Below are 25769 nucleotides of genomic sequence, written 5' to 3' on the forward strand. Positions count from 1 at the left end.
GATGCTCACGAAGAAACTGCTCGAAACCCGACGGCGAAAACCCGACATCTGGCCCGTCTACCGACCGCCCGAGGAGTACCGCGAAGTCGCGCGGGCCGTCCTCGACGCGTACCGGCCCGGCGTGACGCATGGGGAACTCGACGAGGCACTCCGCGACGTGGAAACCCACGAGACGTACACGCTGGTTCGCGGCCTCAGAAAACTGCTCGATCACAGACTCGCGTTCGAACGCGAGCCGGCCGCCGACCCCGTCTCACTCCGCGAGGCGGCGTTCGAACGGGGGTTCGTCACCGACGCCCGCGAGCGGCGGGCGGTGATGGAGGCCGTCGGCGACGAGTTCAGCATCTCCGCCGCCGATGTGGCCGACTCGCTCTGGGCGGACAGAGAGCGCGAGCAGCGACTCCACGACGCGCCGGAAGTCGGTCCCACGGACCTGCTGCGGCAGTACAACCTCGCGCTCACTCAGACGTTTCTCTGCGACGCCGCCTCGCTCACCGTCGAGAGTTCGACCGACCTCGACCGACTCGCCGCCGCCGCGTCCGAAGTCGGCGTGATGGCCGAGTACACGGACGACTCGAATGCCCTTCGCGTCGTCGGACCGGCGGCTGTGAGTCGAAAATACCGAACCTATCGCAAGCGAGTCGCCGAGTGGGTCGGCCGTGTTGTCGCCGCCTCCGAGTGGTCGCTCGACGCGCGCGTCGAAGTCGAGGTACGCAGCGAGACGCGACTGTACGAGTTCGCGGTTGACTCGGGGGCGAACGAACTGTTCCCATTCTTTCCGTGGTCGTGCACGCCCGACGACGACCGGCGAGCGCGGTTCGGCGATCGAATCGGGTCGCGCATCCCGCGGTGGCGACTCCGCGCGACTCCAACGGTACTCCGTGGGTTCGACGGAGAGCGCGCTGTCGTCGATTTCGCGTTCGAGCGCCCCCACAGCGGTCGCGAGTGCTATCTCGCCGTCTTCGACTGCTGGACGCCTGACCACCTCGACAGTCGCCTTACTTCGCTCCGGGCGGCGGCGGGCGACAGACCAATTCTGGCCGCCGTTAACGAGCGGCGCTGCTGCGTCTCCGGCGTCGACAGGGAGGCGTTGGGAGACGGCCTCGCGTCGCGTCTTGTCGCCGAACGCGCGACCGACGCCGACGCGGTCGTGTGGTACGCGAACGCCCTGCCGATCGAGGGGGTCACTGCCGAACTCGACGTGCTGGAACGCGAGTGGGTCGAGACGGACCGCGACTACCTGCTCCCCCTCGACCTCGACGCGGAGCCAGTGACGTTCGACGTCGACGCGTTCGCCTACGACCGACAGGTTGAACCCGAGGCGGTCCGACACCACGCACTCGACACGGGTTACGGCGTTCTCTCGAACGGGACGTATCTGCCCGAACCCGTCGCTGCGGACCTCCGCACCGAGATCGACGCGCTCGACCGGCGGACGCTCGGCGCTGTGCGACCGCTCCTTCGGAGCTACGGTCTCGGGACGGACGCGCTCACCGCGCTCGGCTACGCGGTCGACGAGCCGACGAACCGTGCAACTTGTCGAGTTCGTCGGCAAGAGGTGGACTGACCTCGAGACGAGGCGCGTCGACCGCTGAATCGTGGGTTCAGGGTCTCCGCGCGCTGAGAGCGCCTCCGTCTCAAACTCTAACGGCGACGGTGTTGGTCAGGTTCGGCATAAAAAGGCGGGTCGGTTTACCGCTTGTTGACCTCGAGCACTTTGCCCGCGGCGATGGTCTGCCCCATGTCGCGGATGGCGAAGCTCCCAAGTTCGGGAATTTCGCTCGACGGTTCGATGCTGAGCGGTTTCTGCGGGCGCAGCGTGACGATGGCGGCGTCGCCGGCTTTGATGAAGTCCGGATTCTCCTCGGCGACCTCGCCCGACGCGGGGTCGAGTTTCTGGTCGAGCGACACGAACGTGCAGGCGACCTGGGCCGTGTGGGCGTGGATGACTGGCGTGTAGCCCGCGGTGACAACCGACGGGTGCTGCATCACGACGATCTGCGCCTGGAACGTCTCAGCGACTTTCGGCGGATCGTCCGCGGGACCGCAGACGTCGCCGCGGCGGATGTCGTTCTTGCCGATGCCGCGGACGTTGAAGCCGACGTTGTCGCCGGGTTCCGCGCGGTCGACCTCCTCATGGTGCATCTCGATGGTCTTCACCTCGCCGGAGACGTCTGACGGCTGGAACGAGACGTTCGATCCTCTTTCGAGGACGCCCGTCTCGACACGGCCTACGGGGACCGTGCCGATACCCGAAATCGTGTAGACGTCCTGAATCGGCAGTCGCAGCGGCGCGTCCGTTGGCGGCGACATCTCCGGAAGGTTGTCCAGCGACTCCAGCACCGTGGGGCCGTCGAACCACTGCATGTTCTCGGAGTGCTCGGCGATGTTGTCGCCTTCGAACGCCGAGATGGGGATGAAGCGCGCGTCGTCGGTGTCGAATCGGACCTGCGTGAGCAGTTGCTTCACGTCGTCAACGACTTCGCGGTAGCGGTCCTCCTCGTAGTTGACGGTGTCCATCTTGTTGACGGCGACGATGAGCGTCTCGATGCCGAGCGTTCGCGAGAGGAACACGTGTTCGCGCGTCTGCGGCGCGACACCGTCGTCGGCGGCGACGACGAGGACGGCGTGGTCCGCCTGCGACGCGCCCGTGATCATGTTCTTCACGAAGTCGCGGTGACCGGGTGTGTCGACGATAGTGAAGTAGTACTTGTCCGTGTCGAAGCGCTGGTGGGCGATGTCGATGGTGACGCCGCGCTCGCGCTCCTCGGCGAGGTTGTCCATCACGTAGGCGAACTCGAAGCCGCCTTTACCTTTCTCGGCGGCCTCCTCCCGGTGCTGCTCGATGACGTGCTCCGGTACCGACCCCGTTTCGAACAGGAGACGCCCGACGAGCGTGCTCTTGCCGTGGTCGACGTGGCCGATAATGGCTAAATTCTGGTGTGGTTTGTCTTGTGACATGGTAACGGCAGGCGATGTCCGCCTGTCAGATTGGTTATGTCGTACGAGAGCAAAACGGTTGTCGCCGGTACGCGATCCGAACGTAGCTTCCTTTGACAGTTTCTCACTCGGAGGATACTCGCCGCTCACTGACGGTGTCTCCGGCCGAAAAATAAGGGGGAACTGTCGCGCGCGGAGGGCTTACGCCGAGTAGCCCGGCGACTGCGCTTCGATGACGTCGGCGATGTTCGTCATCTCCTCGCCGACGGTGGCGACCAGGTCGTCGAGCGTGACGATGCCGACGAGTTTGCCGTCGTCGTCGACGACGGGGAGTCGGCGGACTTTGGCTTCGCCGAGTTTCTTCGCGACGGCGAACCCCTCCTCGTTCTGGTTGATCGTCTCGGGGTTCTCGGTCATGATGTCCTCGGCGGTAATCTCCGAAATGTCGTCGTGTTCCGCGATGGACAGTGCAATCTCTCGGTCGGTGACGATGCCGCGCGGTTCGTCGTCCTCGACGATGACGACGGACCCGGTTCCCTCCGAAGAGAACATCTGCGCGATCTCTTTGATGGTCGTGCTCGGTTCGGCTGTGACGACGTCGTCTGTTGCGAGGTCTCCAACTGGCATAGCAACTGGAAGTCCGACGATGAACGTGGTAGTCGTAGGGCCTGTATTTGCGCGGGTGACTGCTAAGTGTTGTCACGATGTCTATTTCGACGGTGTACCCACACACTGGTTTGCGTGAGACATTCTACAATTTCTAGAAATTGTACAGATCGTGGGCGCCGTATACCCGGCAGATACCATCGGTTGCCCCGGATACCCTTCGACCCTCTTCGGCCGCTACGCCTCCCTTCGGGGCGACAGATACCGCTCCAGAAGGTGCTCGTAGACGCGGGCGGTCACGACGAGGTCGGCGACGGCGACGGACTCGTCGACGGTGTGGGCGTCGTCCTCGATGGATCCGGGACCGAACAGCACCGCGGGGATGCCGCGGGGGATGAGAAACCGGGTGTCGCTACCAGCGTTGAATCCGACGATTTCGCTCTCGACACCGACGTCGCGAGCGGCGGCGACCGTCCGTCGGACGAGGGGGTGGTCGGCGTCGACGGCCGCGGCGTCGACGGTCATCGTCCGCCGGACCTCGATCTCGACGGGCGGCGCGTCCGTGAGACCGGAGTCGACGGCGCGTTTCACTCGCTCGTCGTACGCCGCAGGGTCGGGACCGTCGGGGAGCGTCCGCCACGAGACGGTCGCGCGGGCCTCGCCGGGGACGACGTGCGGGGCCGTCCCGCCCTCGATCTGGGTGACGGAGATGGTCGGGCCGGGTTCGAGAATCGGGTGCTCTTCGGCGGCGACCTCGCTCGTGAGCTCGGCGACGCCGTTCAGCGCGCACCGGAGCCCGTCGATGGCGTTGATGCCGCGGTCCGGCCGCCCGGAGTGGCTCTCGCGGCCGTACGCCGTCACCTCCCAGTCGAGCGCGCCGTACTGCGCGACGGCGACGTGGAGGTCGGTCGGTTCGCCGACGACCGCGGCGTCGACGGCGCCGGTGCCGCCGATAGCGTCGACGATCCGTTCGGTACCGGGACCGCCGCGCTCCTCGTCGATGGCGAAGCCCAAGACGACCTCGCCGGGGTCGTCGTGGTTCGTCAGAAACGCCTCCGCGGCGACGACTTTGGCGGCGAGCGCACCTTTCATGTCTGCGACCCCGCGGCCGACGAGGCGGTCGCCGTCGGGCCGGTCGTTTCGGCGCCGGAGTTCGTAGGGGTCGCCGGTCCAGTTGTCGGCGTTGGCCGGGACCACGTCGGTGTGGCCGGCCAGGAGCACGCGACCGCGCTCGGGGTCGCCAGCGCGAGCAACGAGGTTCGGTCTGCCCGGTTCGATTTCGTCGCGTTCGAGCGACCAGTCGACGGGACTCTCGTCGAGATACTCGACGAGCGCGTCGACGACGGCGGCCTCGCCTCCCGGAGGGTTCGGGGAGGGACAGCCGACGAGCGTCCGAGTCAGCTCCACGACCGCGGTTTCGTTCACGTCCATCGACCGTCGGTTCAGCCGAGGGGAAATAACGCCATCGGCGAGGCGAATCGAGCGAAGCGGCCGCTCCGAACAGCGACGACGTTAACCGACGCGCCGACGAGGCTCACCCCATGACCGAACCCCTCGTCACACTGGAAGACGTCGAAGCGGCCGCAGAGCGCCTCGGCGGCGTCGTCAAGCGGACGCCCGTCGACACCTCGCGCACGTTCGCCGAACGGTGCGGTGCTGACAGCGTCCACCTGAAACTCGAATCGCTCCAGCGTACCGGATCGTTCAAGATTCGCGGCGCCTCCAACCGCATCGCGCAACTCGACGACGACGAGTTGGAGCACGGCATCGTCGCGGCCAGCGGCGGCAACCACGCCCAGGGCGTCGCGTCGGCGGCGCACGCGCACGGGGCGGACGCGACCATCGTGATGCCCGAAGTGACGCCGATGGCGAAGATCGAGGCAACGCGGGGCTACGGCGCGGAAGTCGTCGTCCACGGCGAGGTGTACCAGGAGTCCTACGAGCGAGCCATCGCCATCGCCGAGGAGCGGGGCGCGACGTTCGTCCACCCGTTCAACGACCGCGCGGTCATCGCCGGGCAGGGAACCGTCGGCTTGGAGATGGTCGAGGCGGTGCCCGACGTCGACACCGTCGTCGTCGCCATCGGCGGCGGCGGTCTCGTCTCCGGCATCGCGACTGCCGTGAAAGCCCGCACCGACGCGCGCGTCGTCGGGGTCCAGACCGAGGGGTGCGCCCACATGAGCGAATCGCTGGAAAGCGGCGAGGTGTACGAGCGCGACTCCATCGACACCATTACCGAGGGTATCGCCGCCAGTCGGACCGAGGAGTACACGTTCCGGCACGTCCGCGAGCACGTCGACGAGGTCGTAAATGTCACCGATGGCGACGTGACGGCGGCGATGGCGCTTCTGGCGGAACGAGCGAAACTCGTCACCGAGTCCGCCGGCGCCGTCGCCCTCGCCGCGCTTCTGGGCGACTACCTCGATGTAGAGGGCGAGACGGTAGCGGTACCGGTCTGCGGGGCGAACATCGACCTCACGCAGTTCGCCGACTACGCGAAGATCGGACTCGCGCAGTTGAGTCGCTACCGAACCATTCGACTGACCGTCGACGACTGGCCGGGGGCGCTGGGTTCGGTCGCCGCGGCCGTCGAAGAGACGGGTGCGACCGTCGACGAGATCTCGCGCCTGCCGCCGCGTTCGGGTCTCGACCCCGCGAAAACCGAACTCGGCGTCAGCGTCGAGGGGAGCGGTCCGGACCACCTCGAACGGGTGGCGGCGGCGTTGGACGAGCGCTCCGACGTCAATCTCGTCGACTAATCGCCGCTCCGGTCGAGTCCGTCCGCGTTCGACTCGACCGAGATCACCGAACCAGACTTCGTGGCATCTGTGGCTCCGCTGAACCGTTTTCCGTTTAGGGAGCTCTTCGTCTGTTACGACCGAGTCGGCTGTTCCGTCGACTCTTTTCCAAAAACCGGGTTTCGTATCGCGGTATCCAATTCACGCGGCGTTTTGACGAATATCTCGAACGCAGTACTGCGACAGTCGCAACCGCTTCAGAGAAGAGAAGAGACGAACGCCTTAAAAAGTCTGCATCGCCCGATTCATGTCGGCGAAGGTCGCGGTGCGGCGTTTGGTGGTGACAGCAGTAGTGTCGGCCTGAGGCCGTTTAGAGATATTTGCTACAATCATAGTAAATACTACAATACAGGAGTATATAAATCTTCGTTCGGTAGCGCCAACTGGTGGAGTCTTCGATTCGAGCCAAGACACACTATCTTGCATAGTGTCTCAAAACTACCCCTCCAATACTACTGAAAATCCTGTTCTCTCTCGTACCCAATGCACCGATACGTACATTGCCGGTACCGCCCCGAGACGAGATACCAAAGCATTACTTACCCGAACCCAAGCCACTGATATGGCCCATCGGAAGCCGCCACTGCGGAAAGTTCACGCCGACCGCGGGGCGAAGTTCACCGGGTTCGGCGGATGGGAGATGCCGGTGGAGTTCGACTCCATCCGCGCCGAACACGCCGCGGTTCGCGACTCGGCGGGCATCTTCGACGTCTCGCACATGAGCGAGATCGAGGTGTCCGGGCCGGACGCGACCGATCTGATGCAGCGACTCACGACCAACGACGTGACGGCGCTCGACCCGGGTGACTCGCAGTACGCCTGCATCACCGACGAGTCGGGCGTCATCCTCGACGACACCGTCGTCTACGCGCTGCCCGACGAGTTGGACGGCTCCGACGCGTCGGACTCGGCGTACCTGTTCATCCCGAACGCGGGCCACGACGAGCAGATGTACGAGCGGTGGACGACCCACCGCGACGAGTGGGGACTTGACGCCACCGTCAAGGACCAGACCGAACAGTGGGCGATGTTTGCGGTCCAGGGCCCCGACGCGGCCGGCCTCGTCGCCGACGCAATGGACGCTGACGTGATCGACCTCTCGCGGTTCGAGGCGACGTACGCCGACGTTGCAGGCGCAGGGTGTCTCGTCGCACGCACGGGTTACACCGGCGAAGACGGCTTCGAGGTGCTCTGTCCGTGGGACACCGCCGAATCCGTCTGGGCAGCGTTCGACTGCCAACCCTGCGGCCTCGGCGCGCGCGACACGCTCCGCATTGAGATGGGCTTCCTGCTCTCGGGCGAGGATTTCGACCCCGAGACCGAACCGCGGAATCCCTACGAGGCGGGCGTCCCGTTCACCGTCAAACTCGACACCGAGTTCGTCGGCCACGATGCGCTCGAACGCGCGAAGGGGGAGGGCGTCGATGAGCAGTTCGTCGGCCTGAAACTCGACGAACGCGGCATCGCCCGCCACGGCTACGAGCTCCGCGACGAAAATGGAGCAAAAATCGGCCACGTGACCAGCGGGACGATGAGTCCGACGCTCGGAGAAGCTATCGCGCTGGGCTACGTCGATACCGACTACGCGGAACCGGGCACGCGCGTCCGGGTCGTCGTTCGCGGCGACGAAAAGCGCGCACGAATCGTGAACACACCGTTTCTGGAGGACAAATAGATGTTCGAAGTACCTGACGACTTGCGGTACGTGGAATCGCACGAGTGGACGAGCACCGACGACGTGGCGCGAATCGGCATCACCGACTTCGCCCAGGACGAACTCGGCGACGTGGTGTTCGTCGAACTCCCCGACGAGGGCGACGAACTCGCGAAGGGCGAGGAGTTCGGCGTCGTCGAGAGCATCAAGGCGGTGTCGGACCTGTACGCGCCCATCTCGGGCACCGTCGTCGGCGTCAACGAGGCGTTGTTCGACCAACCGGAACTCGTCAACGACGATCCCTACGCGGAGGGGTGGATGCTCGAAGTCGAACCGGCGGACGAGGCCGAGTTCGACGAACTACTGACGGCAGAGGAGTACCGCGAGCAGACCGAATGACGTCAGAACGAGGCAGCCCTTACGCACCGCACGCCGACGCGGAGACGGTCGCCATGCTCGACGCTATCGGCGTCGACGACGTGGAGGCGCTGTTCGATATCCCGGAGGGCGTCCGTTTCGACGGCGAGTTCGGCATCGAACCGCGGAGCGAGCAGGCGCTCCGGCGAGAGTTGTCGGCGCTTTTCGCGAAGAACGACGACCTCACCGAGTTCATGGGGCGCGGTCACTACGACCACTACGTCCCCTCCATCGTCGACAACCTTTCCCAGCGCGCGGAGTTCCTGACGAGTTACACTCAGTACCAACCCGAGATTACGCAGGGGTTCCTGCAGGCGCTGTTCGAGTACCAGTCGATGCTGGTCGAACTCACCGGGCTTCCGGTGGCGAACTGCTCGATGTACGACTCGGCGACAGCGCTCGCGGAGGCAGCCCGTCTCGCAAACCGGGTTCGACAGGTCAGCGGCACGCGGGTGCTCGTCCCCGAGTTCCTGCGCTCGGGCAAGCGCGGCGTGCTCGACAACTACCTCGCCGGAACCGAGATGACCGTCGAAACGTACCCAATGGACGACGGCAACGTCGACGTCGGGGCACTCTCCGAACTCGTCGACGACGAGACGGCGATGATCTATGCGGAAAACCCGACGGTTCGCGGGAGTATCGAGGAACGACTCGCCGACGTCGGCGAACTCGCATCGGAGAACGACGCGCTGTTCTGTCTCGGCACGGACCTCGTCGCGCTCGCGCTCCTCGAAGAGCCAGCGAGCGTCGGCGCGGACGTTGTCGTCGGCGAAGCCGGCGTGCTCGGTCTCCCGTCGGCGTACGGCATGGGTCTCGGCCTGTTCGCCACGCGCGAGGAGTATCTCCGACAGGTTCCCGGTCGTCTCGTCGGCGTAAGCGAGGACGCCGCCGACAAGCGGGCGTATACGCTGACGCTGCAGACGCGCGAACAGCACATCCGGCGGGAGCGCGCCACGAGCAACATCTGCACGAATCAGGCGTGGGTAGCGCTTCGGGCTGCCATCCATCTCGCGTGGCTCGGCCCATCGGGACTCGTCGACCTCGCTGAAGACTGCGTCCGCGACGCGGCCGACCTCGCCGAGCGCCTCGATGCGCTCCTGGGACTACAGGCTCCGGTGCACGACCGATATCACTTCCGTGAGTTCGTCGTCCGCTGCGACCAACCGGCGGCGGCTATCGCCGGCGATCTCGAATCCGAAGGGTTCGCGGTCCACGTCGTCGGCGAGCACCTGCTGCAGGTGTGTATCACCGACGCGAACGCCCACGACGCCGACGGTCTCGTCGCCGCTTTCGAGGAGGTACTCTGATGATCTACGACCAAGCCAGATACGTCGAGAACGGCCAGTACGAACCGCTGCTGTCGGAGAAGGAGACGACCGAAGTGGAGGTCGGCGGCGACGACTCGCCGCTGCCGGACGACCTGACCCGCGACTCGGTCGAGTTGCCCGACCTCTCGGAACCCGAGTTGGCGCGGCACTACACCCGGCTCTCGCAGATGAACTGGAGCATCGACAGCGGGCCGTACCCGCTCGGCTCCTGTACGATGAAGTACAACCCGAAGTTCACAGAGGACGTGGCCGCCGACCCCAACGGCGCAGTCCACCCCGACCGCTCCGCGAGGAGCGTCCAGGGCACTCTCAAACTGCTCCACGGGCTGCAGGAGTATCTCGCGAAAATCGGCGGCATGGACGCCGTGACGCTCCAGCCCCCGGCGGGCGCCGCCGGCGAGTTCGCGGGTATCCTCGTCGCGAAGGCGTACCACGAGGCCAACGGCGACGACAGAAACGAGGTTATTATCCCCGCGAGCGCCCACGGCACAAACTTCGCCAGCGCGGCGATGGCCGGCTACGACGTAGTCGAACTCCCCTCCGACGAGGACGGCCGCGTCGACGTTGAGGCACTCGAAGCCGCGGTCGGCGACGACACCGCGGCGCTGATGCTGACGAACCCGAACACGGTCGGACTGTTCGAGCGCGACATCGAACAGATCGCCGAGACGGTCCACGAGGCGGGCGGCCTGCTCTACTACGACGGCGCGAACCTCAACGCGTTGTTGGGCCGCGCTCGGCCGGGCGACATGGGCTTCGACATCATGCACTACAACGTCCACAAGACGTTCGCCACCCCGCACGGCGGCGGCGGTCCGGGCGCGGGTCCGGTCGGCGTCGTCGACGAACTCGCCGAGTTCCTCCCGAGCCCGCGCGTCCGCGAGCGGTCCTCCCGGTCCGGCTACGAACTGTTCGATCCCGAGCGGTCGGTCGGCAAGGTCCACGGGTTCCACGGCAACTGGCTCGTGCTCGTGAAGGCGTACGCGTACATCGCGCGCCTCGGCGACGAGGGGCTGCTCGACGCGAGCGCCAAAGCCGTGCTGAACGCCAACTACCTCGGCTCGCAGGTGGAGTTCGACATCCCGTACGGTCCGTTCCACCACGAGTTCGCGGCCACGTCGGGCGAGAAGGACGCCGCCAACGTCGCAAAGCGGATGCTCGACTACGGCGTCCACCCGCCGACGACGAAGTGGCCCGAGATGGTGCCGGAGGCGATGCTCACCGAACCGACCGAGATAGAGAGCAAGAAGTCGCTCGACGACCTCGCGGCCGCGTTCAATGCCGCCGCCGGGGACGACGAGGAGACGCTGGCCGACGCGCCGTCGCGGACGACCGCCCGGCGCATCGACCAGGTGAGCGCCGCGCGCAATCCGCAACTGTCGTGGCGGGCGCTCGATGACGAGAGTGATGACGACGCATAAACGTCGGCGACGAGTGAACCGACGAGGCGCCTACTCCTCGTCGAGAATGACACCGTCGTCTTTGACGTTCGGCGCGCCGACGACGAGCACGGTTCCGCGCTCGACGGCGGTCAACCGCCGCTTCGCCCGTGGCTCGACGACCACGTAGTCGTCGGGTTCGAGTTCGAGCGTCTCGTCTTCTATCCGGAGTTCGAATCGCCCGTCGAGGACGACGTACAGCTCTTCTTGTTTCTTCTGATAGTGGTACGGCGTCGACTCGCCCGCCTCGAACGTCCAGACGTTCGGTCGCATCGTCTCCGGGCGCAGTTCGTAGCCGACCGGTTTGACGCGGGCGTCGCCCGCCTCCGCGTCGTGTGCGTCGACGTCCGCGATGTTGACTCGTGAGTACACGGACGACTCGTTCGTCGTGAGCGACGAAAGAACGTTCGGCGGACCGTCACTGTATATCGCAGGTGATAGTGTATCGCTCGGGATCGAAGCGACACCGGTCGGTGTGCGACGATATCGGCTGGAGGAAGAGAGAACTCGGGAGACGGTCGGTTCGACGGGATTCGAGGAACTCCGAGCGGTGGTGGGGGACGTGCTACTGCGTGCTGTCGATGCCGTCGATGAGGACGAACCCGTAGTCGCACTCGGTGCAGCGCCACTTCGTCTTCTCGCCGAGGTGGAGTGTCGTACTCGCCGAGCGGTAGAACTCTTGGTTCCCGCCGCAACTCGGGCAGTCGTGTTCCATTTCGAGGCTCATACTTCTGTCTCGCGCGTGTGACGTGTTGAAGATGTTGGTTCGGCGTGGATGGAGGATAGTTCACCGGAGTCAAATCGAATGACGCGTTCGTCGATGCGTCGGCGTCGCGGCACTCGTACACCCTGTGTCGAGGGTACTCGTAAACTCTATGTCGTGATACGAACTCTCGACTCCTCAACTCGTCTCTCCCGCGGGCGAACCTCTTTGATGCGCGCGCACCAACGACCGGCTATGTCCATCGAACTCTACGCGCTGGACGGCTGTCCGTACTGCGAGAAAGTTCACGACGCGCTGCAGGACAACGATATCGATTACGAGACGCACTGGACGGAAGCGATGCACTCCGAGCGCGACGAAGTGAAGCGCGTGAGCGGTCAGCGCGGCGTTCCGGTGCTCGTCGACGACGAGCGCGGCGTCACGATGAACGAGAGCGAGAACATTCTGACGTACATCGAGACGACGCTGGCGCGATGACGATCTACACCGGCCGCGGCGACGAGGGGATGACCGACCTCCGGAACATGTCGCGCGTCTCGAAGACGAGTCCGCGCATCGAAGCCTACGGCACCGTCGACGAGGCGAACGCGCTCGTCGGGACGCTCCGACCGACCGGCTACGACGACGTGGACGAGATTCTCGAACGCATCCAGAACCACCTCCACATCGTCCAGGCGGACTTTGCGAACCCCGAACCGGACGATGACGACCCACAGGTGCGCGAGGAGCACGCCGAACAGTTAGAACAGTGGATGGACGAGTTCGACGAGGAGCTCGAACCGCTGCAGTCCTTCATCTTGCCCGGCGGGAGCGAGTCGGGCGCGGCGCTGCACCACGCCCGGGCAGTGGTTCGACGCGCCGAACGCCGCGCCGTTGCGCTCGCCGCCGACGAACCGGTGAACGAGCACGCGGTGACGTACCTCAATCGACTCTCCGACGCGCTGTTCGTCTTCGGTCGGGTCGTCAACGCTCGCGACGGCGAGAGAGAGGAGTCGCCGACGTACTGACCGCTCCGCGAACAGCGTCGGAAGAAGCCCGGTGTGTCCGAGTTGATGCCCACGGACGCCGGGGTTGGGACAGATGCGGTGTCCGACGTGACCGGACAGGCGCGGTCACGACACCGTGTTTTAGGGTAGCCTAAGATTAACAAAAGCGTTACGATTTAGGCCTGCCTAAAACGCCGGAGAGCGTGAGATCTCGCGGAATCGCGCGCAGTTGGGTGGTTTCGAGGGTGCGGGCCCGCGGTCGGACAAGAAAATCCTTAAGTCGTACCCGCGGGTACGACTGAGTGCCGGGTTGGTGATCTAGTCTGGTTATGATACCTCCTTCACACGGAGGAAGTCGGCAGTTCAAATCTGCCCCAACCCATCTTCTGCTGGCGGAACGCGACGACATCCCCAGATACATCGAGTACGACGATCCGCAATCAACAGAGTCGAACCTGCCGAAGATCGGCATTACAATGCCCCAGTAACCGCGATAGTGGATTACTTTTTGAAGAGGGAGTGATGGCTCACTGAACTATCGGAAGTTCTGCAAGACGCGACTCACCTGCTCTATGTCCTCTCCCGGAACGATAATTTGACTCCGATAGTCGTACTCAACGAGCCCACCACTGTCCAATCTTGGCAGGTCGTTGTGGTGCAGCCTGATCTTGACGCGACGAACCTCGTGACCGCCTAACGCGTCCAGCGGAGCGTCGAATACTTCTTCCGCGACGTATTCGGCTAACATATCGAGATCCAGCACTTCGTCACAGTCTGCGAGGACTGTAATCACCGCTCTCTGTCGTTTGCTTCCAAGGACCTTGAGATACTGTTCAAGCTCATCCGATCCGATATCAACCTCCAACATCTTACGCCCAGAGCGTGTTTCTCCCATATTGAGTGGAAGTAACTCCTCAAGCTACAACCTGATGCCTAACTGTTTATGTAATTGTATTCGATACGTATCCAGATACTGTCCGTACCATCCTCTCAGACGTCGACTTCACATTGCACACGGTCTCTATCCCTGCTCTCACGCATTCATCGTTGTGGACGACGATATCCGCGAACGAACCGAGAGGGGCTGCTCACAGACGACAACCAGAGCTCGGTAGGCCCCACCGCAGAGCCCTCGGTGTCGCTGTCAGCGCCTCCGAACGATTGGCGCTCATGTACGCACTTTACGTCACGGACAACGGGTCACTATCCGAGACGCCACGGCGCGAGCGACTCGGTACCATACCAGCACTTCCGTCTCATTGCGAAAGGGTTTAACTGACCGGTCGGTTAGTACGACCGAGTAGCCTGACCGACCAGTCAGTAGAGAACTCCGGGATGAGCGAAGATGAGCGAAGAGACCCCACAGAACTGATGCGCGCGACGTACCGCGCGCTCTGCAAACACAGGTCCGCATCGTCGACGATGCCGGAGATCGCCGAAAAGTCCTCGAAGGGCAAAGCGAGCCTCCACTACTCCTTCGACGGCAAGCGTGACCTGCTAGTCTCGTTTCCGGACTTTCCCGGCGAGACCGCCGAGTTCTCCTCTCCGCCGTCAACGGCGCGCAGACGAGACGGGTCGCGGTCGGTCACGACGCAGACGAGACAGATGATAGACGACCCCGTGGAGACGACCGTGGTATCGGACGAATCGCCGAGACGAACTGAGGTGCGGGCCGAGTGAGCCTGCTCGACCGCATCGACAGCGTGTTCAAAGGCCCGGAGGACGTCGACCTCACTTCGGGCGGCATTGTGAGACCGCTGTTCTACCTCTCGTTGCCCATCGTCCTCACGAACCTGCTGCAGACGGCGTACAACCTCGCCGACACGTTCTGGCTGGGCCAGTACGACACCGCCGCACTCGCGGCCATCAGTTTCGCGTTCCCGATGGTGTTTCTGCTCATCGCCATCGGCATGGGCTTCTCCGTCGCCGGGAGCGTCCTCGTCGCCCAACACACGGGCGCGGACGACGAGAAACGAGCCGAGTACGCGGCGTCGCAGACGGTGACGTTCTCGCTTCTCGCCGCGCTCGTCCTTGGACTGGTCGGGTTCGTCTTCGTCGAGCAACTGCTGAGCGTCTTCGGCGCCTCGGCTGAGGTGCTCCCGATGGCGACGAGTTACATGCAGGTTATCTCGCTCGGCCTCGTGTTCATGTTCGGCTTCTTCGTCTTCGTCGCGCTGATGCGCGGCTACGGCGACACCGTCACGCCGATGCTCGTCATGTTCGGCTCCGTCGTCCTCAACATCTTCCTCGATCCGTTTCTCATCTTCGGGTTCGAGAACAATCCCCTCTTTGCGATGCTCGGGCTCGAGGGCCTCCAGACGACGCTCTTTGCGGCGACAGGCTACACCGGGTCGGGCATCACCGGCGCCGCGATCGCAACCATCTTCTCGCGGGCGCTGGCGCTGGCCGTCGGGTTGGCTATCATGTTCAACGGAACCCGCGGCGTAGAGATCCACCTCCGCGACATGGCTCCGGACTTCGGCTACGCGCGGAAACTCCTCGCCATCGGCCTCCCGGCGTCCGTCGAGGGCTCCGGCCGCGCCATCTCCATCAACATGCTGCTTATTGTCGTCGGGCTGTTCTCGACGAACGTCATCGCCGCCTACGGCGTCGGGACGCGGGTGCTGTCGGTCATCTTCCTGCCGGCGCTCGCCGTCGCCCGTGGCGTCGAGACGATGACCGGCCAGAACATCGGCGCGGACAAACCCGACCGCGCAGAGAAGGCCGCCAACAGCGCCGCACTGACGATGTTCGTCGTTCTCTCGGTGTTGGGTGTTCTTACCTGGTTCGCCGCCCGTCCCATCGTGGATGTCTTCACCAACAACCAGCAGGTCATCAGCATCGGCGCGGAGTTCCTCCGGTACGTCGCACCGACGTTCGGCTTCATCGGCATCGTCCAGTCGCTCGTCGGAAGTTTCCGCGGCGCGGGCAAGACGGTCGTCGCCGCCATCATCTCGGTGTCGATGCTCGGCCTCATCCGCCTCCCGGTGGCGTTTTTCGGAGCGACCGACTTCGGGATGGGTCTCGGATCGTCCGGTATCTGGCTCGGCTTCGCCGTCTCGAACGTCGTCGGAGGGGTCGTCGCACTCCTCTGGTACCGCCGCGGGACGTGGCGCGACATCGACCTCTCGTCGGACCGGAGCGCTCCTACCGTCGAGACCGAGCCGACCGACGACTGACGCGTCGTCCACTCGTCTTCGCTGTCGCCGAATTGTCAGACCACCGAGACGGTCAGCTCAGCTTGCGAAACGATGAATATCGGCGCTTCGCTATCGTCGAGGGGAATGGAACTGCTGTTCAGAGTGCTGGTGGCCGGATTCGTCGTCGTCGCCCCGTCGGCGCTGTTTCTCGGCCTCTGGCACGGATTACACCGACTCCGGGACGACCGCCTCGTCGAACGGTTGCTCGACGAGACCGACGACCAGGAGCCGAACGCCGGGGGCGGCTTCGTGCTGACGCCGACGGCACGACGCAGTCACAGGTCGGGGTCCGTCGCCTGCGCGGCCTGCGGAACGCCGAACCCGCGCGGGGTTCGCTTCTGTCACGACTGTCTGTCGAAACTCGACGCGGCGTAGAAAACGGAGGGTCAGTCGTCGGTCGGTTCGGCGTCTCGGACTCAGTCGCGGCGAAGGGCGATGGCGACTGCCGCGAGGAGACCGACGAGCGCCGCGACGACGCCGAAGCCGGGTCCGTCCGTGCTGGTCGTAGAGTCGCTGCTGTCGGCCGTCGTCTCATCGGCACTCGCACCGTCGGACGACGTAGTCGTCTCGTCCGTCGACGTGGTCGTCGTGGTCGTCTCTTCGCTCCCACCTTCGACGGTCAGATACGCCGTGCTGCTGACGGGAGCGCCGCCGTCTCGGTACGGCGCGTTAGCGCTCTCGTTGAACTCCCGATTCCCGTCGTCGGTGTGGACGGTCGCCACCGTCACTTGACTCCGCGAGAGCGCTTCGTCGAGCGTCACCGTGACGTTCGTCTGTTCGCCCGACCCCAGATAGTCGGAGTGACCGACGAGGCTTCCGCCCTCGTCGTAGATGGCGACGTAGCCGCCGTTCGAGAGGTTCACCCGCTCGACGACGACGTTCTCTCCGTCTATCGTCTGGTCGTTGTACTCCACCGTGGCGGTTGCGTTCGCGGTGTCGTTTGCGGTTCCGTTCGTCTGCGCGGCGACCGTTCCCGTCGCTGCGGGACCAATGAGGGCCATCGCGGCGGCGAGCACGGCGAACGCCACTCCGGCGGTGAGTGCGGCGTGTCGGATTGTAGATTGCTTCATCGTTGTCTCCGGTTCCGGCGGCGTCCGGCGGCCGCCGACGGTTGGGCGTCCGCGGCGCACACCTGGAACTTGGCTTGCATATTTTCAACCGATGGTAAATTGCTTTGTGATACCGAACGTTTCGAAGTGTCACGCTCCGCGGTAGAACTCACCACGGTGTGGTGAGACAGGGCGTGTATCTGTCGTGGTCGTTGGTGACGGACATATCAACTATACGAAAAACTCATAAGCGAGTAAATCCTCGGGACTAGTGTGAACTGGAAACACCGACGCAACACACCGACCGTAGAGCGAAAGAAGAAAGAGACCGACGCCGGCACCCGCTGGTCGTTCATCGCGGCCGCGACTGTCGCCGCGTAGACGGATACGACGTGGTCTCCCACTGCACCGCACCACACCGCACCGCACTACACCGAATCGTAGACACGACGTCTCGCGACGCCGCAATCGCTGACGTTTCACGGATGGTTTCTCCACGTCGCCGACGACGCGTTCTCGCCGGCGGCGGCCGCAACTCCGCCGACGGACCACGGTCCACCGCCCGGAGTGGCCGCCGCTTGACATATATCTGACGAGTACGTCTACACGACGTATGAGCCACATCGCCGAGTTCGAACTTTCGAGTCCAAAGATACCGCTGCTGTCCGCCCTGGAGGCAGCACCGTCGATGGAACTCCGCGTCGAAGAGGCCGTTCCGCTGCGCGAACCGACACCGTTGTTTCTGTTTCTGTGGGCCAGCGGCGGTGACTTCGACGCCTTCGAGAGCGCCCTCGAAGACGACGAGACGGTCACCGCCGTCGACGTCCTCGACCGGTTCGAGCACCAGCAGCTCTACCGAATCTGCGTCGACGGCGACGAGGTGTTCTACCCCGTCGGGGCGACAGTCGGTGCGTCGCGTCTGGAGGTGACTGCGACGTACGACGGACTCCACGTTCGGATGCGGTTTCCCGACCGCAAGTCGCTCTCGGCGTTCCGGAAGAGCGTCCGCGAACGGGGCGCTACGTTCTCGTTGAAACGGCTCTACACGCCTGACAGCCCCGGAGTTAGCGAGCAGTACGGCCTTTCGGAGAAGCAGCGCTCCGCGCTTCGAACGGCGGTCGATATCGGTTACTACGACGTCCCTCGCCGCGCGAGTCTCGACGAACTCGCCGACGAGCTGGGTATCTCGGGACAGGCGACGTCCGAGCGCCTCCGTCGAGGGACGGTGACGCTTGTCCGCAACACTATCGGCGTCGAACCGTAGTCAGAGGAACGACTCGATGGCGTCGGCGACTTCCTCGGGCGTGTCGCCGACGGGGACGCCCGCGTCGTTCAGGGCGTTGATCTTGCTCTCGGCGGTGCCGGTGCCGCTGCCGGAGACGATGGCGCCCGCGTGGCCCATGCGCTTGCCCGGCGGCGCGGTCCGGCCGGCGATGAAGCCGGCGACGGGGGTGTCCATCTGTTCGTCGATGAACGCGGCGGCCTCCTCCTCGTCCTCGCCGCCGATCTCGCCGCACATGACGACCGCGTCGGTCTCGTCGTCCTCCTCAAACAGCGAGAGCGCGTCGACGAAGTCCGTCCCGATGATGGGGTCGCCGCCGATGCCGATGGCGGTGGTCTGGCCGATGCCGCGGCTGGTGAGGTTGTCGACGACCTGGTAGGTCAGGGTGCCGGAGCGGGAGACGAGACCTACGTTACCGTCGGCGAAAATGTTACCGGGGAGAATGCCGAGTTTCGCCTCGCCGGGGGTGATGATGCCGGGGCAGTTCGGGCCGATGAGGCGGGTGTCGACCTCCGAGAGGCGCTTGTTCACCTTCGCCATGTCCTGCGTTGGAATGCCCTCGGTGATGGCTACGGCGAGGTCGAGGTCGGTGTCGAGCGCCTCGAAGATGGCGTCGGCGGCAAACGCCGGGGGAACGAAGATGACGGAGGCGTCAGCGTTCTCCTCGCGGACGGCCTCGTCGACCGTGTCGTAGACGGGGATGCCGTCGACTTCCTGGCCTCCCTTGCCGGGCACCGCGCCCGCGACGACGTTCGTGCCGTACTCCTCCATCTGACCGGTGTGGAACTTCCCTTCCCCACCGGTAATTCCCTGTACCACTACGCGCGTGTCGTCGTCTACGAGAATGCTCATTGGCTCGCCTCCTGGGCGTTTTCGACCGCACGCTGGACCGCGTCCTCCAGCGTCTCTTCGACCTCCACGAGGTCGGTGTTCAGAATCTCCATCCCCTCCTCGGCGTTCGTGCCGGCGAGGCGGACGACGACCTTCTTCGGAATCTCGTCGAAGGACTCGAGCGCCTCGTTGATACCCTTGGCGACCTCGTCGCCGCGGGTGATGCCGCCGAAGATGTTGAAGACGACCGCGTCGACGTTCTCGTCGGAGAACACCATGTCCAGCGCGTTCGTCACGCGCTCGGCTTTCGCGCCGCCGCCGATGTCGAGGAAGTTCGCCGGCTTGCCGCCGTAGTAGTCGACGAGGTCGAGCGTCGTCATGACGAGACCGGCGCCGTTGCCGATGATGCCGACGTTGCCGTCGAGGCGGACGTAGTCGAAGCCGTACTCGCCGGCTTTCTTCTCCAGTTCGTCCTCGTACGTCTCCTCTTCCATCTCCGCGAGGTCCGGCTGCCGGAACAGCGCGTCGTCGTCAATGTTCATCACGGCGTCGGCGGCGACCACGTCGCCGTCGCTCGTGATCATCACCGGGTTGATCTCGATGTCGGAGGCGTCGCGCTCCTCGTAGAGGTCGTACAACGTCGTGAGAATCGAGGAGACGCCTCGGGCGACCGACTGGTCGACGCCTGCGTCGTAGACGGTCTTCCGCGCTTGGTAGGGGTGCAGGCCGAACGCCGGGTCGATGTGTTCGCGGGCTATGGCGTCGGGGTTCTCCTCGGCGACTTCCTCGATGTTGACGCCGCCCTCGGTGGAGACCATGGCGACGGGCTTGCCCTCGCCGCGGTCCATCGTGACGCCGACGTACAGTTCGTTCGTGAAGTCGACGCCGGCCTCGACGAGCACCTGCTCGACGGTGTAGCCTTTCAGGTCCATTCCGAGGACGTCGTCGGCGTACTGCCGAGCCTCCTCCTCGTCGGAGGCGATCTTGATACCGCCGGCCTTCCCGCGGCCGCCGACGTGTACCTGCGCCTTGATGGCGACGGGGTATCCGATCGACTCGGCAGCCGACACCGCCTCGTCGACGTTCGTCGCGAGCTGCGACTCCGGGATTGGAATCCCGGCGTCGGCGAAGATATCCTTCGCCTGATACTCGTGAAGCTTCATGCGTACGTGAGGGCGTTCGACTGGCGCTTAAATCCCGTTCATTCGTGACACAGCGGCGCGTGGTCACGAACAGATATCGCGGCCGAACGGTCGGAATTTTGCACACCGGTCGAGAAATAAGGCTCAATATCGTCGGAAACCTCGATAAGCGTGCCCGGTAGCGTCCGGTTACTCGCGCCCACGATATATCCCGCTGCGGGGCGACTCAATCCAACGAGAGACGTGTCGTTGTCTCGGGAGGACCGTCGCACCGGACTGAGACTTTATTCGTTCCCGCTGTGATTCCGAAGTATGACAGTACTCGACAGTTTTCGACTCGACGGACGGACGGCTATCGTCACTGGCGGTAACCGCGGTATCGGCCGCGAAATCGCCGACGCGCTCGCGGAGGCGGGCGCGAACGTCGTCGTCGCCAACCGCAGCGCCGACTCCGGCGAGACGGCCGCGAACGAGATTGCCGACGAGTGGGGCGTCGAGACGCTCGCCGTCCCCGTCGACGTGGCCGACGAGGCCGAGGTTCGTGCGATGGTCGACGCGACGGTCGACCGTTTCAGCGGTATCGATATCCTCGTCAACAACGCGGGTATCGTCGTCCACGAGGCGGCCGAGGAGATGACCGTCGACGAGTGGGACGCGGTGATGCAGGTCAACGTTCGGGGCGTCTTCCTCTGCTCGAAACACGCCGGGACCGAGATGATGGAGTCAGGCGGCGGCACCATCCTCAACGTCTCCTCGATGTCCGCTCGGGTCGCCAACTACCCGCAGCGACAGGTCGCCTACAACGCCTCGAAGGGCGCGGTCGAATCGTTCACTCGTCAGTTGGCCTCCGAGTGGGCCGAACACGACATCCGGGTGAACTGCCTCGCACCCGGCTACATCCGCACGGACAACACCGACCAGGCCGACGACGTCAACCCGAACATCGGCGAGGTGTGGCGCTCGGAGATGCTGATGGACGAAATTCCGGGACCGGAAGCCGTCGCCCCCGCGGCGCTGTACCTCGCCAGCGACGCCTCGTCGTACGTCACCGGCGGATCGCTCGTCGTCGACGGCGGCTACACGGTCAGATAGTCGCGGCGGTCACGAGCGCGACGCGTCGCCGACGCCGTCGGCGTAGAGTCGGACCAGTCCGCACTCCGGACAGACGTAGCCGCGGGCGATGAGCGTGCGCGTGAGACCGAGCGACCCGAGTAAGCCCTCGCGTGCGTGTTCGGTCCGCAGTTTCAGCCGTTCCTGTTGAACGGCCGTCATCGGGTCCGCTCGCTCCATCGTGACGCCGCAGTCGGGGCAGCGGTGACTTTCTTCGGGCATAGGGGAGATACGCGTCGCCAAGCGAAAATCGTTGGGCGTCTCCGCCCTCACACGTCGGCGTAGAACCGAACTAGCCCGCACTCCGGACAAGAGCATCGCGTCGACGTACCCGCCCTTCAGGTCGAGTGCACCGAGGATGCCACCGCCGGACTTGACGCGGAGACCGTCGCCGTTGTACGTGGTCTTGTGGCTGACTTTCTTCATCGAGAGGTCGCAGTCGGGACAGCGGGGAGCCATGGTTCGGCGCACGTCGCCTCCTTTTATCGCTCCTGCGGTCCTCGGTCCTCGCATGCGCGCAGCCAGATTCCACGAGCACGGTGGCCCGGACGTACTGACCGTCGACGACGTCGACTCGCCCGAACCCGGTTACGGAGAGGTCGTCGTCGACGTTCGAGCCATCGGCGTCAACCCCGTTGACACCTACTTCCGCGAGGGCGCGTACCCCGTCCCCTCGCTGCCGTTCACACCCGGTTCGGACCTCGCGGGCGTCGTTTCGAGCGTCGGCGACGGCGTCGAGCGGTTCGCCCCCGGCGACCGCGTCTTCGGCACCGGCCTCGGCAATGGGATGCACGGCACCTACGCCGAGGAAGTCGCCACACCCGCGGAGTTCCTCGCGACGCTCCCCGATGGTGCCTCCTTCGAGGACGGCGCGGCGCTCGCGCTCGTTGGCATGACCGCGTGGCAGGCGCTCGTCGCGCACGCCGACCTCGAACCCGCCGAACTCGCGCTCGTCCACGGCGGCAACGGCGGCGTCGGCCACGTCGCCGTCCAACTCGCCGAGACGATGGGCGCGCGCGTCCTCACGACTGCGAACCCCGACTACCGCGCCAGGCTGCAGGAACTCGGCGCGGAGACCGTATTCGATTATGGCCGAAGCGACCTGACCGAGTCCGTCCAGCGCGTCGGCGCGCCCGAGGTCATTGTCGACACGCGGATGGACGAGTACCTCCAGTTCGACGCCGACGTGGCGGCGCAGGGCGCGCGAGTCATCTGCGTCGGCAACTCGACCGAACAAGCGGGACTCTCCGCCGTCGGCGCGGCCAAGAGTAAGGACGTGCGCTTCCAGTTCATGACGATGTACAACACGCCGGACAAGGCGGCGGTGCTGGCCCGCCTCGGCGACCTGCTCGCACGCGGCGAAGTCGTCCCCGAAATCGAGGAGACGTACGGACTCGACGAAGCGGGCGAGGCCCAGCGCACCGTATTGGAGGAGAGCTTCCTCGGAAAGTTGGTCATCACGACCTGAGCGAAATGACGACCCCGTTCAGAACCCTCGAACTGCTCGACTGCTCGATAGACCGGCAGGGCTACCCGCTCGACTTCGAGGTGGAGGTCGTCGACGCGGCAGCAACGGCGGAGCATCCGCTCTCGTTCCGTGTCAGTCTGAGATGGAACGGTGACGAACCGACCGATGTGCGAACCGGCTCGACCGATTCACTCGCGCCAACTTTCCCGTGACCTCCGGGGCTGATGCTGTTCACCCGAGACGATGTCCCGGTACGAGACGAGGCGAAACCAGAGTGCTGGCGCGTGGACGAAGACCAGAGTAATCTCGGAAGTCACCTTGCCATGCCGGTAAATCAACTCCAACCGGGTGAAGCCCTTACGTCGGAGTACGAAATCTGGACACGTGAGGCAGACAAGTGCCTCCCAGCGGGGACGTACACGGTAAAACAGCAAATTCGGTTAGAACTGAAACCCGAGGACCATCCGACGATTCAGTTCTCGTTTCGAATCGCAGACTAGCCACCTCGCCGCCACGATTTTATGCCGCTCGCTGCTGACCTCTCTCCCGTATGACAGTGAGCTTCGACTTCAGCGACAGAGTCGCCGTCGTCACCGGCGCGTCGGGCGCGCTCGGCAGCGCCGTCGCCGAGGCGTTCCACGACGCGGGCGCGACCGTCGCGGCCTGCGACGTGGTGGCACCGAGCGACGAGGATTCGCTGCTGGACGCCGACGAGGGCATCCAGTTCTACGAGGCGGACTTCACCGACGAGGACGCCGTCTCGGAGACGATGAGCCAAATCGCCGACGACCACGGGCGAATCGACTACCTCGCGAACATCGCCGGGACGTGGCGGGGCGGATCGCCCATCGAGGAAACGGAGGTAGAGACGTTCGACTTCCTCTTCGACGTGAACTTGAAGACGATGTTTCTCGCCTCGAAGCACGCGATTCCGCACCTCGACGACGAGGAGGGGGCCATCGTCTCCGTCTCCGCGCGGTCGTCGCTCGAAGGCGGCGATGGCGACGGTATCTACCGGGCGTCGAAGGCGGGCGTGCGACTGTTGACCGAGACCATCGCCGAGGAGAACAAGGGGACGGTCCGGGCGAACGCAGTGATGCCGAGCGTCATCGACACGCCGCAGAACCGGGAGATGATGTCCGACGCTGACTTCGACAAGTGGGTGAAACCGGAGGAGATCGCCAGAGTCGTCATGTTCCTCTGCTCGGACGGCGCGGCGGTGACGAGCGGCGCGGCGGTACCCGTCTACGGCGAGGCCTGAAGACACGGAGTTCGCAAAAAATCGCTGTGGAACGCCCTCGCGGACGCGCTCAGAAGTACGTTTCCTGCAGGAAACCGATGTAGTCCTGTACGCCAAGCGCGAGGGTGACGAGGAGCAGGAGAATGACTGGGATGCGGAGCATCCAGATCCAGTAGGTCTCGAACGCGCCGTCGCTGCCCCGGCCCTGCGCGAGTTCCGCCAGCGAGTCCTCCGCGTAGGCGTAGCCGACGAAGATAGCCATCAGGGTGCCGCCGAGGATGAGCAGGATGTTGTTCGCGAACAGGTCGTACGTGTCGAGGTACGTGAGGTCCAGCGCCGTCGGGATGCCGACGACGAAGAGGACGCCGGCGATGGCGACGGTCGCCACCTTCCGGTCGACGCCGAAGTTGTCGATGGCGTACGAGACGATGACTTCGAGGATGCTGAACGCGCTCGTCAGCGCCGCGATGCCGAGCATCACGAAGAAAACGAAGCCGATGATGCCGCCTGCGGGGAGTTCGGCGAACGCCGCCGCGAGGCTGATGAACACTGCACCCGCGCCGCCCGAACCGGGGTCGGTCCCCTGCGCGAACAGGAACGGGAAGACGACCAACCCTGCGAGGAACGCGATGAACGTGTCGATGGTGACGACGGTCAGTCCGTCCTTCAGCAGGTTACGGTCCTCGCCGAGGTAGGACGCGTAGGTTATCATCACGCCCATCCCGAGCGAGAGCGTGAAGAACGCCTGCCCCGCCGCGTCAGGGATGATGGAGAAGACGTTGGCCGCGATTTCGCCGAAGTCGGGCGAGAGGTAGTACGCGTACGCGTCGCCCGCGGAATCTAGCGTCGCGCCGTATCCTGCGAGCGCGACGAGCAGGACGATGACGCTCGGAACCATGAGTTTCGCCGCGCGTTCGAGACCGTCGCGGATGCCGAGCGCGACGACGCCGGCGACGAGTCCCATGAAGACGGCGTGGAAGACGACCGCGTTCGTTCCGGATGCCGTCGAGAGGAAGTACTCCTCGGGCGCGGCGAAGTACGCGCCGCTGAGGCTTCCGATGATGTACTGGATGACCCATCCGCCGACGACGCTGTAGTACGAGAGGATGATGAACCCCGCGAGCGCGCCGATAGCGCCGATGAACGTCCACGCCGGTTTCCCGAGACGTTCGAAGGCGTTCACCGGATTACGCTCGGAGCGCCGTCCGATGACGAACTCCACGAGAAGCACCGGGAGTCCGACGACGGCGATGAACAGCAGGTAGACGACGAGGAACGCCGCCCCACCCGCCTCTCCCGTGAGGAAGGGAAAGCGCCAGATGTTACCTAATCCCACTGCGCTACCGACCGCTGCCAGGATGAAGCCGAGCCGCGTGGCCCAGGTTTCTCGTGCAGGCATGTTACGCCCTATCCAAGTGCCGTGTTATAAACCCGCATTATCTTCTCGGACATTGGCACGTGGTAACGGCCGTATTTTCGCCGATTTTCAAATTGAACGGTTTACAGTTCCCGCGTCGACACGAGTGTCGTCAACTCGCTTTCAGGTGTGGAATCT

27 protein-coding genes and 1 tRNA gene are annotated in these 25769 nt (G+C 64.6%); 17 read left to right on the plus strand and 11 right to left on the minus strand.

The annotated features are described in order from the left end of the window. Position 1: 1 nt before the first annotated feature. Positions 2-1567, plus strand: coding sequence for a DUF790 family protein (locus tag LAQ58_RS03365; RefSeq protein ID WP_224449216.1), 1566 nt, complete (start codon positions 2-4; stop codon positions 1565-1567). 125 nt (positions 1568-1692) lie between these two features. Here the strand turns inward: LAQ58_RS03365 and tuf are convergent, their stop codons facing one another. From tuf to LAQ58_RS03380, 3 genes are all read right to left on the minus strand, one after another. After that, positions 1693-2961 carry a translation elongation factor EF-1 subunit alpha gene (gene tuf, locus LAQ58_RS03370; protein ID WP_224449217.1) on the minus strand — a complete coding sequence of 423 codons (1269 nt, stop codon included), beginning with the start codon at positions 2959-2961 and terminating at the stop codon, positions 1693-1695. Between the two features lie 180 nt (positions 2962-3141). Next, entirely contained in the window at positions 3142-3567 is a 426-nt protein-coding gene (locus LAQ58_RS03375; RefSeq protein ID WP_224449218.1) for a CBS domain-containing protein, read from the minus strand. A 216-nt stretch (positions 3568-3783) separates the two neighbouring features. After that, positions 3784-4977 carry a M20 family metallopeptidase gene (locus tag LAQ58_RS03380; RefSeq protein WP_224449219.1) on the minus strand — a complete coding sequence of 398 codons (1194 nt, stop codon included), beginning with the start codon at positions 4975-4977 and terminating at the stop codon, positions 3784-3786. 110 nt (positions 4978-5087) lie between these two features. Here LAQ58_RS03380 and ilvA point away from each other — a divergent pair, with 110 nt between their 5' ends. From ilvA to gcvPB, 5 genes are all read left to right on the plus strand, one after another. Then, positions 5088-6305, plus strand: a complete 1218-nt coding sequence (gene ilvA / locus LAQ58_RS03385) for a threonine ammonia-lyase (RefSeq protein ID WP_224449220.1) — start codon at positions 5088-5090, stop codon at positions 6303-6305. 601 nt (positions 6306-6906) lie between these two features. Continuing rightward, positions 6907-8019: a glycine cleavage system aminomethyltransferase GcvT gene (gene gcvT / locus LAQ58_RS03390; protein WP_224449221.1), complete on the plus strand. Its 1113-nt coding sequence runs from the start codon at positions 6907-6909 to the stop codon at positions 8017-8019. After that, positions 8020-8397, plus strand: a complete 378-nt coding sequence (gene gcvH / locus LAQ58_RS03395; protein WP_224449222.1) for a glycine cleavage system protein GcvH — start codon at positions 8020-8022, stop codon at positions 8395-8397. Beyond that, the gene (gcvPA, locus tag LAQ58_RS03400; protein WP_224449223.1) at positions 8394-9722 is read left to right on the plus strand and encodes an aminomethyl-transferring glycine dehydrogenase subunit GcvPA; all 1329 of its coding nucleotides are present in this window, start codon (positions 8394-8396) and stop codon (positions 9720-9722) included. Before gcvH ends, gcvPA begins: the two co-directional genes overlap by 4 nt. Continuing rightward, positions 9722-11164: an aminomethyl-transferring glycine dehydrogenase subunit GcvPB gene (gene gcvPB, locus LAQ58_RS03405; protein WP_224449224.1), complete on the plus strand. Its 1443-nt coding sequence runs from the start codon at positions 9722-9724 to the stop codon at positions 11162-11164. The genes gcvPA and gcvPB overlap by 1 nt, the downstream gene beginning before the upstream one ends. A gap of 30 nt (positions 11165-11194) precedes the next feature. On the opposite strand, the gene LAQ58_RS03410 is transcribed toward gcvPB, so the two are convergent. Next, positions 11195-11554, minus strand: coding sequence for a cupin domain-containing protein (locus tag LAQ58_RS03410; RefSeq protein WP_224449225.1), 360 nt, complete (start codon positions 11552-11554; stop codon positions 11195-11197). 193 nt (positions 11555-11747) lie between these two features. Next, positions 11748-11909: a DUF7838 family putative zinc beta-ribbon protein gene (locus LAQ58_RS03415; RefSeq protein WP_224449226.1), complete on the minus strand. Its 162-nt coding sequence runs from the start codon at positions 11907-11909 to the stop codon at positions 11748-11750. A gap of 231 nt (positions 11910-12140) precedes the next feature. Between LAQ58_RS03415 and LAQ58_RS03420 the strand changes: the two genes are divergently transcribed. The 3 genes from LAQ58_RS03420 (at position 12141) to LAQ58_RS03430 (ending at position 13274) form a co-directional block, all read left to right on the plus strand. Further along, positions 12141-12383, plus strand: a complete 243-nt coding sequence (locus tag LAQ58_RS03420) for a glutaredoxin family protein (RefSeq protein WP_224449227.1) — start codon at positions 12141-12143, stop codon at positions 12381-12383. Further along, entirely contained in the window at positions 12380-12913 is a 534-nt protein-coding gene (locus LAQ58_RS03425) for a cob(I)yrinic acid a,c-diamide adenosyltransferase (protein ID WP_224449228.1), read from the plus strand. Before LAQ58_RS03420 ends, LAQ58_RS03425 begins: the two co-directional genes overlap by 4 nt. 286 nt (positions 12914-13199) lie before the next feature. Beyond that, positions 13200-13274: transfer RNA gene (locus LAQ58_RS03430), tRNA-Val, on the plus strand. Between the two features lie 153 nt (positions 13275-13427). On the opposite strand, the gene LAQ58_RS03435 is transcribed toward LAQ58_RS03430, so the two are convergent. Further along, a complete protein-coding gene (locus tag LAQ58_RS03435) occupies positions 13428-13787 on the minus strand; it encodes a DUF7344 domain-containing protein (RefSeq protein ID WP_224449229.1) in 360 nt (119 codons plus the stop codon). A 440-nt stretch (positions 13788-14227) separates the two neighbouring features. On the opposite strand from LAQ58_RS03435, the gene LAQ58_RS03440 reads away from it, so the two are divergent. The 3 genes from LAQ58_RS03440 (at position 14228) to LAQ58_RS03450 (ending at position 16467) form a co-directional block, all read left to right on the plus strand. Next, entirely contained in the window at positions 14228-14572 is a 345-nt protein-coding gene (locus tag LAQ58_RS03440; RefSeq protein ID WP_224449230.1) for a TetR family transcriptional regulator, read from the plus strand. Beyond that, positions 14569-16071 carry an MATE family efflux transporter gene (locus LAQ58_RS03445; protein WP_224449231.1) on the plus strand — a complete coding sequence of 501 codons (1503 nt, stop codon included), beginning with the start codon at positions 14569-14571 and terminating at the stop codon, positions 16069-16071. Before LAQ58_RS03440 ends, LAQ58_RS03445 begins: the two co-directional genes overlap by 4 nt. Positions 16072-16176: 105 nt before the next feature. Next, the gene (locus LAQ58_RS03450; RefSeq protein WP_224449232.1) at positions 16177-16467 is read left to right on the plus strand and encodes a DUF7577 domain-containing protein; all 291 of its coding nucleotides are present in this window, start codon (positions 16177-16179) and stop codon (positions 16465-16467) included. A gap of 41 nt (positions 16468-16508) precedes the next feature. Here LAQ58_RS03450 and LAQ58_RS03455 read toward each other — a convergent pair whose 3' ends face one another. Next, positions 16509-17162 carry a DUF7282 domain-containing protein gene (locus LAQ58_RS03455; RefSeq protein WP_224449233.1) on the minus strand — a complete coding sequence of 218 codons (654 nt, stop codon included), beginning with the start codon at positions 17160-17162 and terminating at the stop codon, positions 16509-16511. Positions 17163-17754: 592 nt separating this feature from the next. Here LAQ58_RS03455 and LAQ58_RS03460 point away from each other — a divergent pair. Next, positions 17755-18405, plus strand: coding sequence for a helix-turn-helix domain-containing protein (locus tag LAQ58_RS03460; RefSeq protein ID WP_224449234.1), 651 nt, complete (start codon positions 17755-17757; stop codon positions 18403-18405). Here the strand turns inward: LAQ58_RS03460 and sucD are convergent, their stop codons facing one another. Both sucD and sucC read right to left on the minus strand, forming a co-directional pair. After that, the gene (sucD, locus tag LAQ58_RS03465) at positions 18406-19275 is read right to left on the minus strand and encodes a succinate--CoA ligase subunit alpha (protein ID WP_224449235.1); all 870 of its coding nucleotides are present in this window, start codon (positions 19273-19275) and stop codon (positions 18406-18408) included. After that, positions 19272-20417, minus strand: coding sequence for an ADP-forming succinate--CoA ligase subunit beta (sucC, locus tag LAQ58_RS03470; RefSeq protein ID WP_224449236.1), 1146 nt, complete (start codon positions 20415-20417; stop codon positions 19272-19274). Before sucC ends, sucD begins: the two co-directional genes overlap by 4 nt. Positions 20418-20708: 291 nt before the next feature. Between sucC and LAQ58_RS03475 the strand changes: the two genes are divergently transcribed. Next, positions 20709-21488, plus strand: coding sequence for an SDR family NAD(P)-dependent oxidoreductase (locus tag LAQ58_RS03475; RefSeq protein WP_224449237.1), 780 nt, complete (start codon positions 20709-20711; stop codon positions 21486-21488). Between the two features lie 9 nt (positions 21489-21497). On the opposite strand, the gene LAQ58_RS03480 is transcribed toward LAQ58_RS03475, so the two are convergent. Continuing rightward, positions 21498-21965, minus strand: coding sequence for a hypothetical protein (locus tag LAQ58_RS03480; RefSeq protein WP_224449238.1), 468 nt, complete (start codon positions 21963-21965; stop codon positions 21498-21500). A 52-nt stretch (positions 21966-22017) separates the two neighbouring features. Between LAQ58_RS03480 and LAQ58_RS03485 the strand changes: the two genes are divergently transcribed. From LAQ58_RS03485 to LAQ58_RS03495, 3 genes are all read left to right on the plus strand, one after another. Further along, positions 22018-22974, plus strand: a complete 957-nt coding sequence (locus LAQ58_RS03485) for an NADPH:quinone reductase (protein ID WP_224449239.1) — start codon at positions 22018-22020, stop codon at positions 22972-22974. A gap of 5 nt (positions 22975-22979) precedes the next feature. After that, complete coding sequence (locus tag LAQ58_RS03490) at positions 22980-23186, plus strand: hypothetical protein (RefSeq protein WP_224449240.1); 207 nt, start codon at positions 22980-22982, stop codon at positions 23184-23186. 338 nt (positions 23187-23524) lie between these two features. Next, complete coding sequence (locus LAQ58_RS03495; RefSeq protein WP_224449241.1) at positions 23525-24235, plus strand: SDR family oxidoreductase; 711 nt, start codon at positions 23525-23527, stop codon at positions 24233-24235. Between the two features lie 49 nt (positions 24236-24284). Here the strand turns inward: LAQ58_RS03495 and LAQ58_RS03500 are convergent, their stop codons facing one another. Continuing rightward, positions 24285-25613: a sodium-dependent transporter gene (locus tag LAQ58_RS03500; protein ID WP_224449242.1), complete on the minus strand. Its 1329-nt coding sequence runs from the start codon at positions 25611-25613 to the stop codon at positions 24285-24287. Positions 25614-25769 lie beyond the last annotated feature (156 nt).

The organism is Haloprofundus salilacus (assembly GCF_020150815.1).
GTDB classification, from domain to species: Archaea; Halobacteriota; Halobacteria; order Halobacteriales; family Haloferacaceae; genus Haloprofundus; species Haloprofundus salilacus.

Bases quoted from the DNA above. Each gene is read 5' to 3' on its own strand.
- LAQ58_RS03450 (WP_224449232.1), top strand. From the start codon at position 16,177: ATGGAACTGCTGTTCAGAGTGCTGGTGGCCGGATTCGTCGTCGTCGCC.
- LAQ58_RS03415 (WP_224449226.1), bottom strand. From the start codon at position 11,909: ATGAGCCTCGAAATGGAACACGACTGCCCGAGTTGCGGCGGGAACCAA.
- LAQ58_RS03435 (WP_224449229.1), bottom strand. From the start codon at position 13,787: ATGGGAGAAACACGCTCTGGGCGTAAGATGTTGGAGGTTGATATCGGA.
- LAQ58_RS03485 (WP_224449239.1), top strand. From the start codon at position 22,018: ATGCGCGCAGCCAGATTCCACGAGCACGGTGGCCCGGACGTACTGACC.
- sucC (WP_224449236.1), bottom strand. From the start codon at position 20,417: ATGAAGCTTCACGAGTATCAGGCGAAGGATATCTTCGCCGACGCCGGG.
- LAQ58_RS03425 (WP_224449228.1), top strand. From the start codon at position 12,380: ATGACGATCTACACCGGCCGCGGCGACGAGGGGATGACCGACCTCCGG.
- LAQ58_RS03455 (WP_224449233.1), bottom strand. From the start codon at position 17,162: ATGAAGCAATCTACAATCCGACACGCCGCACTCACCGCCGGAGTGGCG.
- gcvT (WP_224449221.1), top strand. From the start codon at position 6,907: ATGGCCCATCGGAAGCCGCCACTGCGGAAAGTTCACGCCGACCGCGGG.
- LAQ58_RS03380 (WP_224449219.1), bottom strand. From the start codon at position 4,977: ATGGACGTGAACGAAACCGCGGTCGTGGAGCTGACTCGGACGCTCGTC.
- LAQ58_RS03460 (WP_224449234.1), top strand. From the start codon at position 17,755: ATGAGCCACATCGCCGAGTTCGAACTTTCGAGTCCAAAGATACCGCTG.
- gcvPA (WP_224449223.1), top strand. From the start codon at position 8,394: ATGACGTCAGAACGAGGCAGCCCTTACGCACCGCACGCCGACGCGGAG.
- LAQ58_RS03365 (WP_224449216.1), top strand. From the start codon at position 2: ATGCTCACGAAGAAACTGCTCGAAACCCGACGGCGAAAACCCGACATC.
- sucD (WP_224449235.1), bottom strand. From the start codon at position 19,275: ATGAGCATTCTCGTAGACGACGACACGCGCGTAGTGGTACAGGGAATT.
- LAQ58_RS03420 (WP_224449227.1), top strand. From the start codon at position 12,141: ATGTCCATCGAACTCTACGCGCTGGACGGCTGTCCGTACTGCGAGAAA.
- gcvPB (WP_224449224.1), top strand. From the start codon at position 9,722: ATGATCTACGACCAAGCCAGATACGTCGAGAACGGCCAGTACGAACCG.
- LAQ58_RS03480 (WP_224449238.1), bottom strand. From the start codon at position 21,965: ATGGCTCCCCGCTGTCCCGACTGCGACCTCTCGATGAAGAAAGTCAGC.
- gcvH (WP_224449222.1), top strand. From the start codon at position 8,020: ATGTTCGAAGTACCTGACGACTTGCGGTACGTGGAATCGCACGAGTGG.
- LAQ58_RS03475 (WP_224449237.1), top strand. From the start codon at position 20,709: ATGACAGTACTCGACAGTTTTCGACTCGACGGACGGACGGCTATCGTC.
- LAQ58_RS03500 (WP_224449242.1), bottom strand. From the start codon at position 25,613: ATGCCTGCACGAGAAACCTGGGCCACGCGGCTCGGCTTCATCCTGGCA.
- LAQ58_RS03490 (WP_224449240.1), top strand. From the start codon at position 22,980: ATGACGACCCCGTTCAGAACCCTCGAACTGCTCGACTGCTCGATAGAC.
- LAQ58_RS03375 (WP_224449218.1), bottom strand. From the start codon at position 3,567: ATGCCAGTTGGAGACCTCGCAACAGACGACGTCGTCACAGCCGAACCG.
- ilvA (WP_224449220.1), top strand. From the start codon at position 5,088: ATGACCGAACCCCTCGTCACACTGGAAGACGTCGAAGCGGCCGCAGAG.
- LAQ58_RS03440 (WP_224449230.1), top strand. From the start codon at position 14,228: ATGAGCGAAGATGAGCGAAGAGACCCCACAGAACTGATGCGCGCGACG.
- LAQ58_RS03495 (WP_224449241.1), top strand. From the start codon at position 23,525: ATGACAGTGAGCTTCGACTTCAGCGACAGAGTCGCCGTCGTCACCGGC.
- tuf (WP_224449217.1), bottom strand. From the start codon at position 2,961: ATGTCACAAGACAAACCACACCAGAATTTAGCCATTATCGGCCACGTC.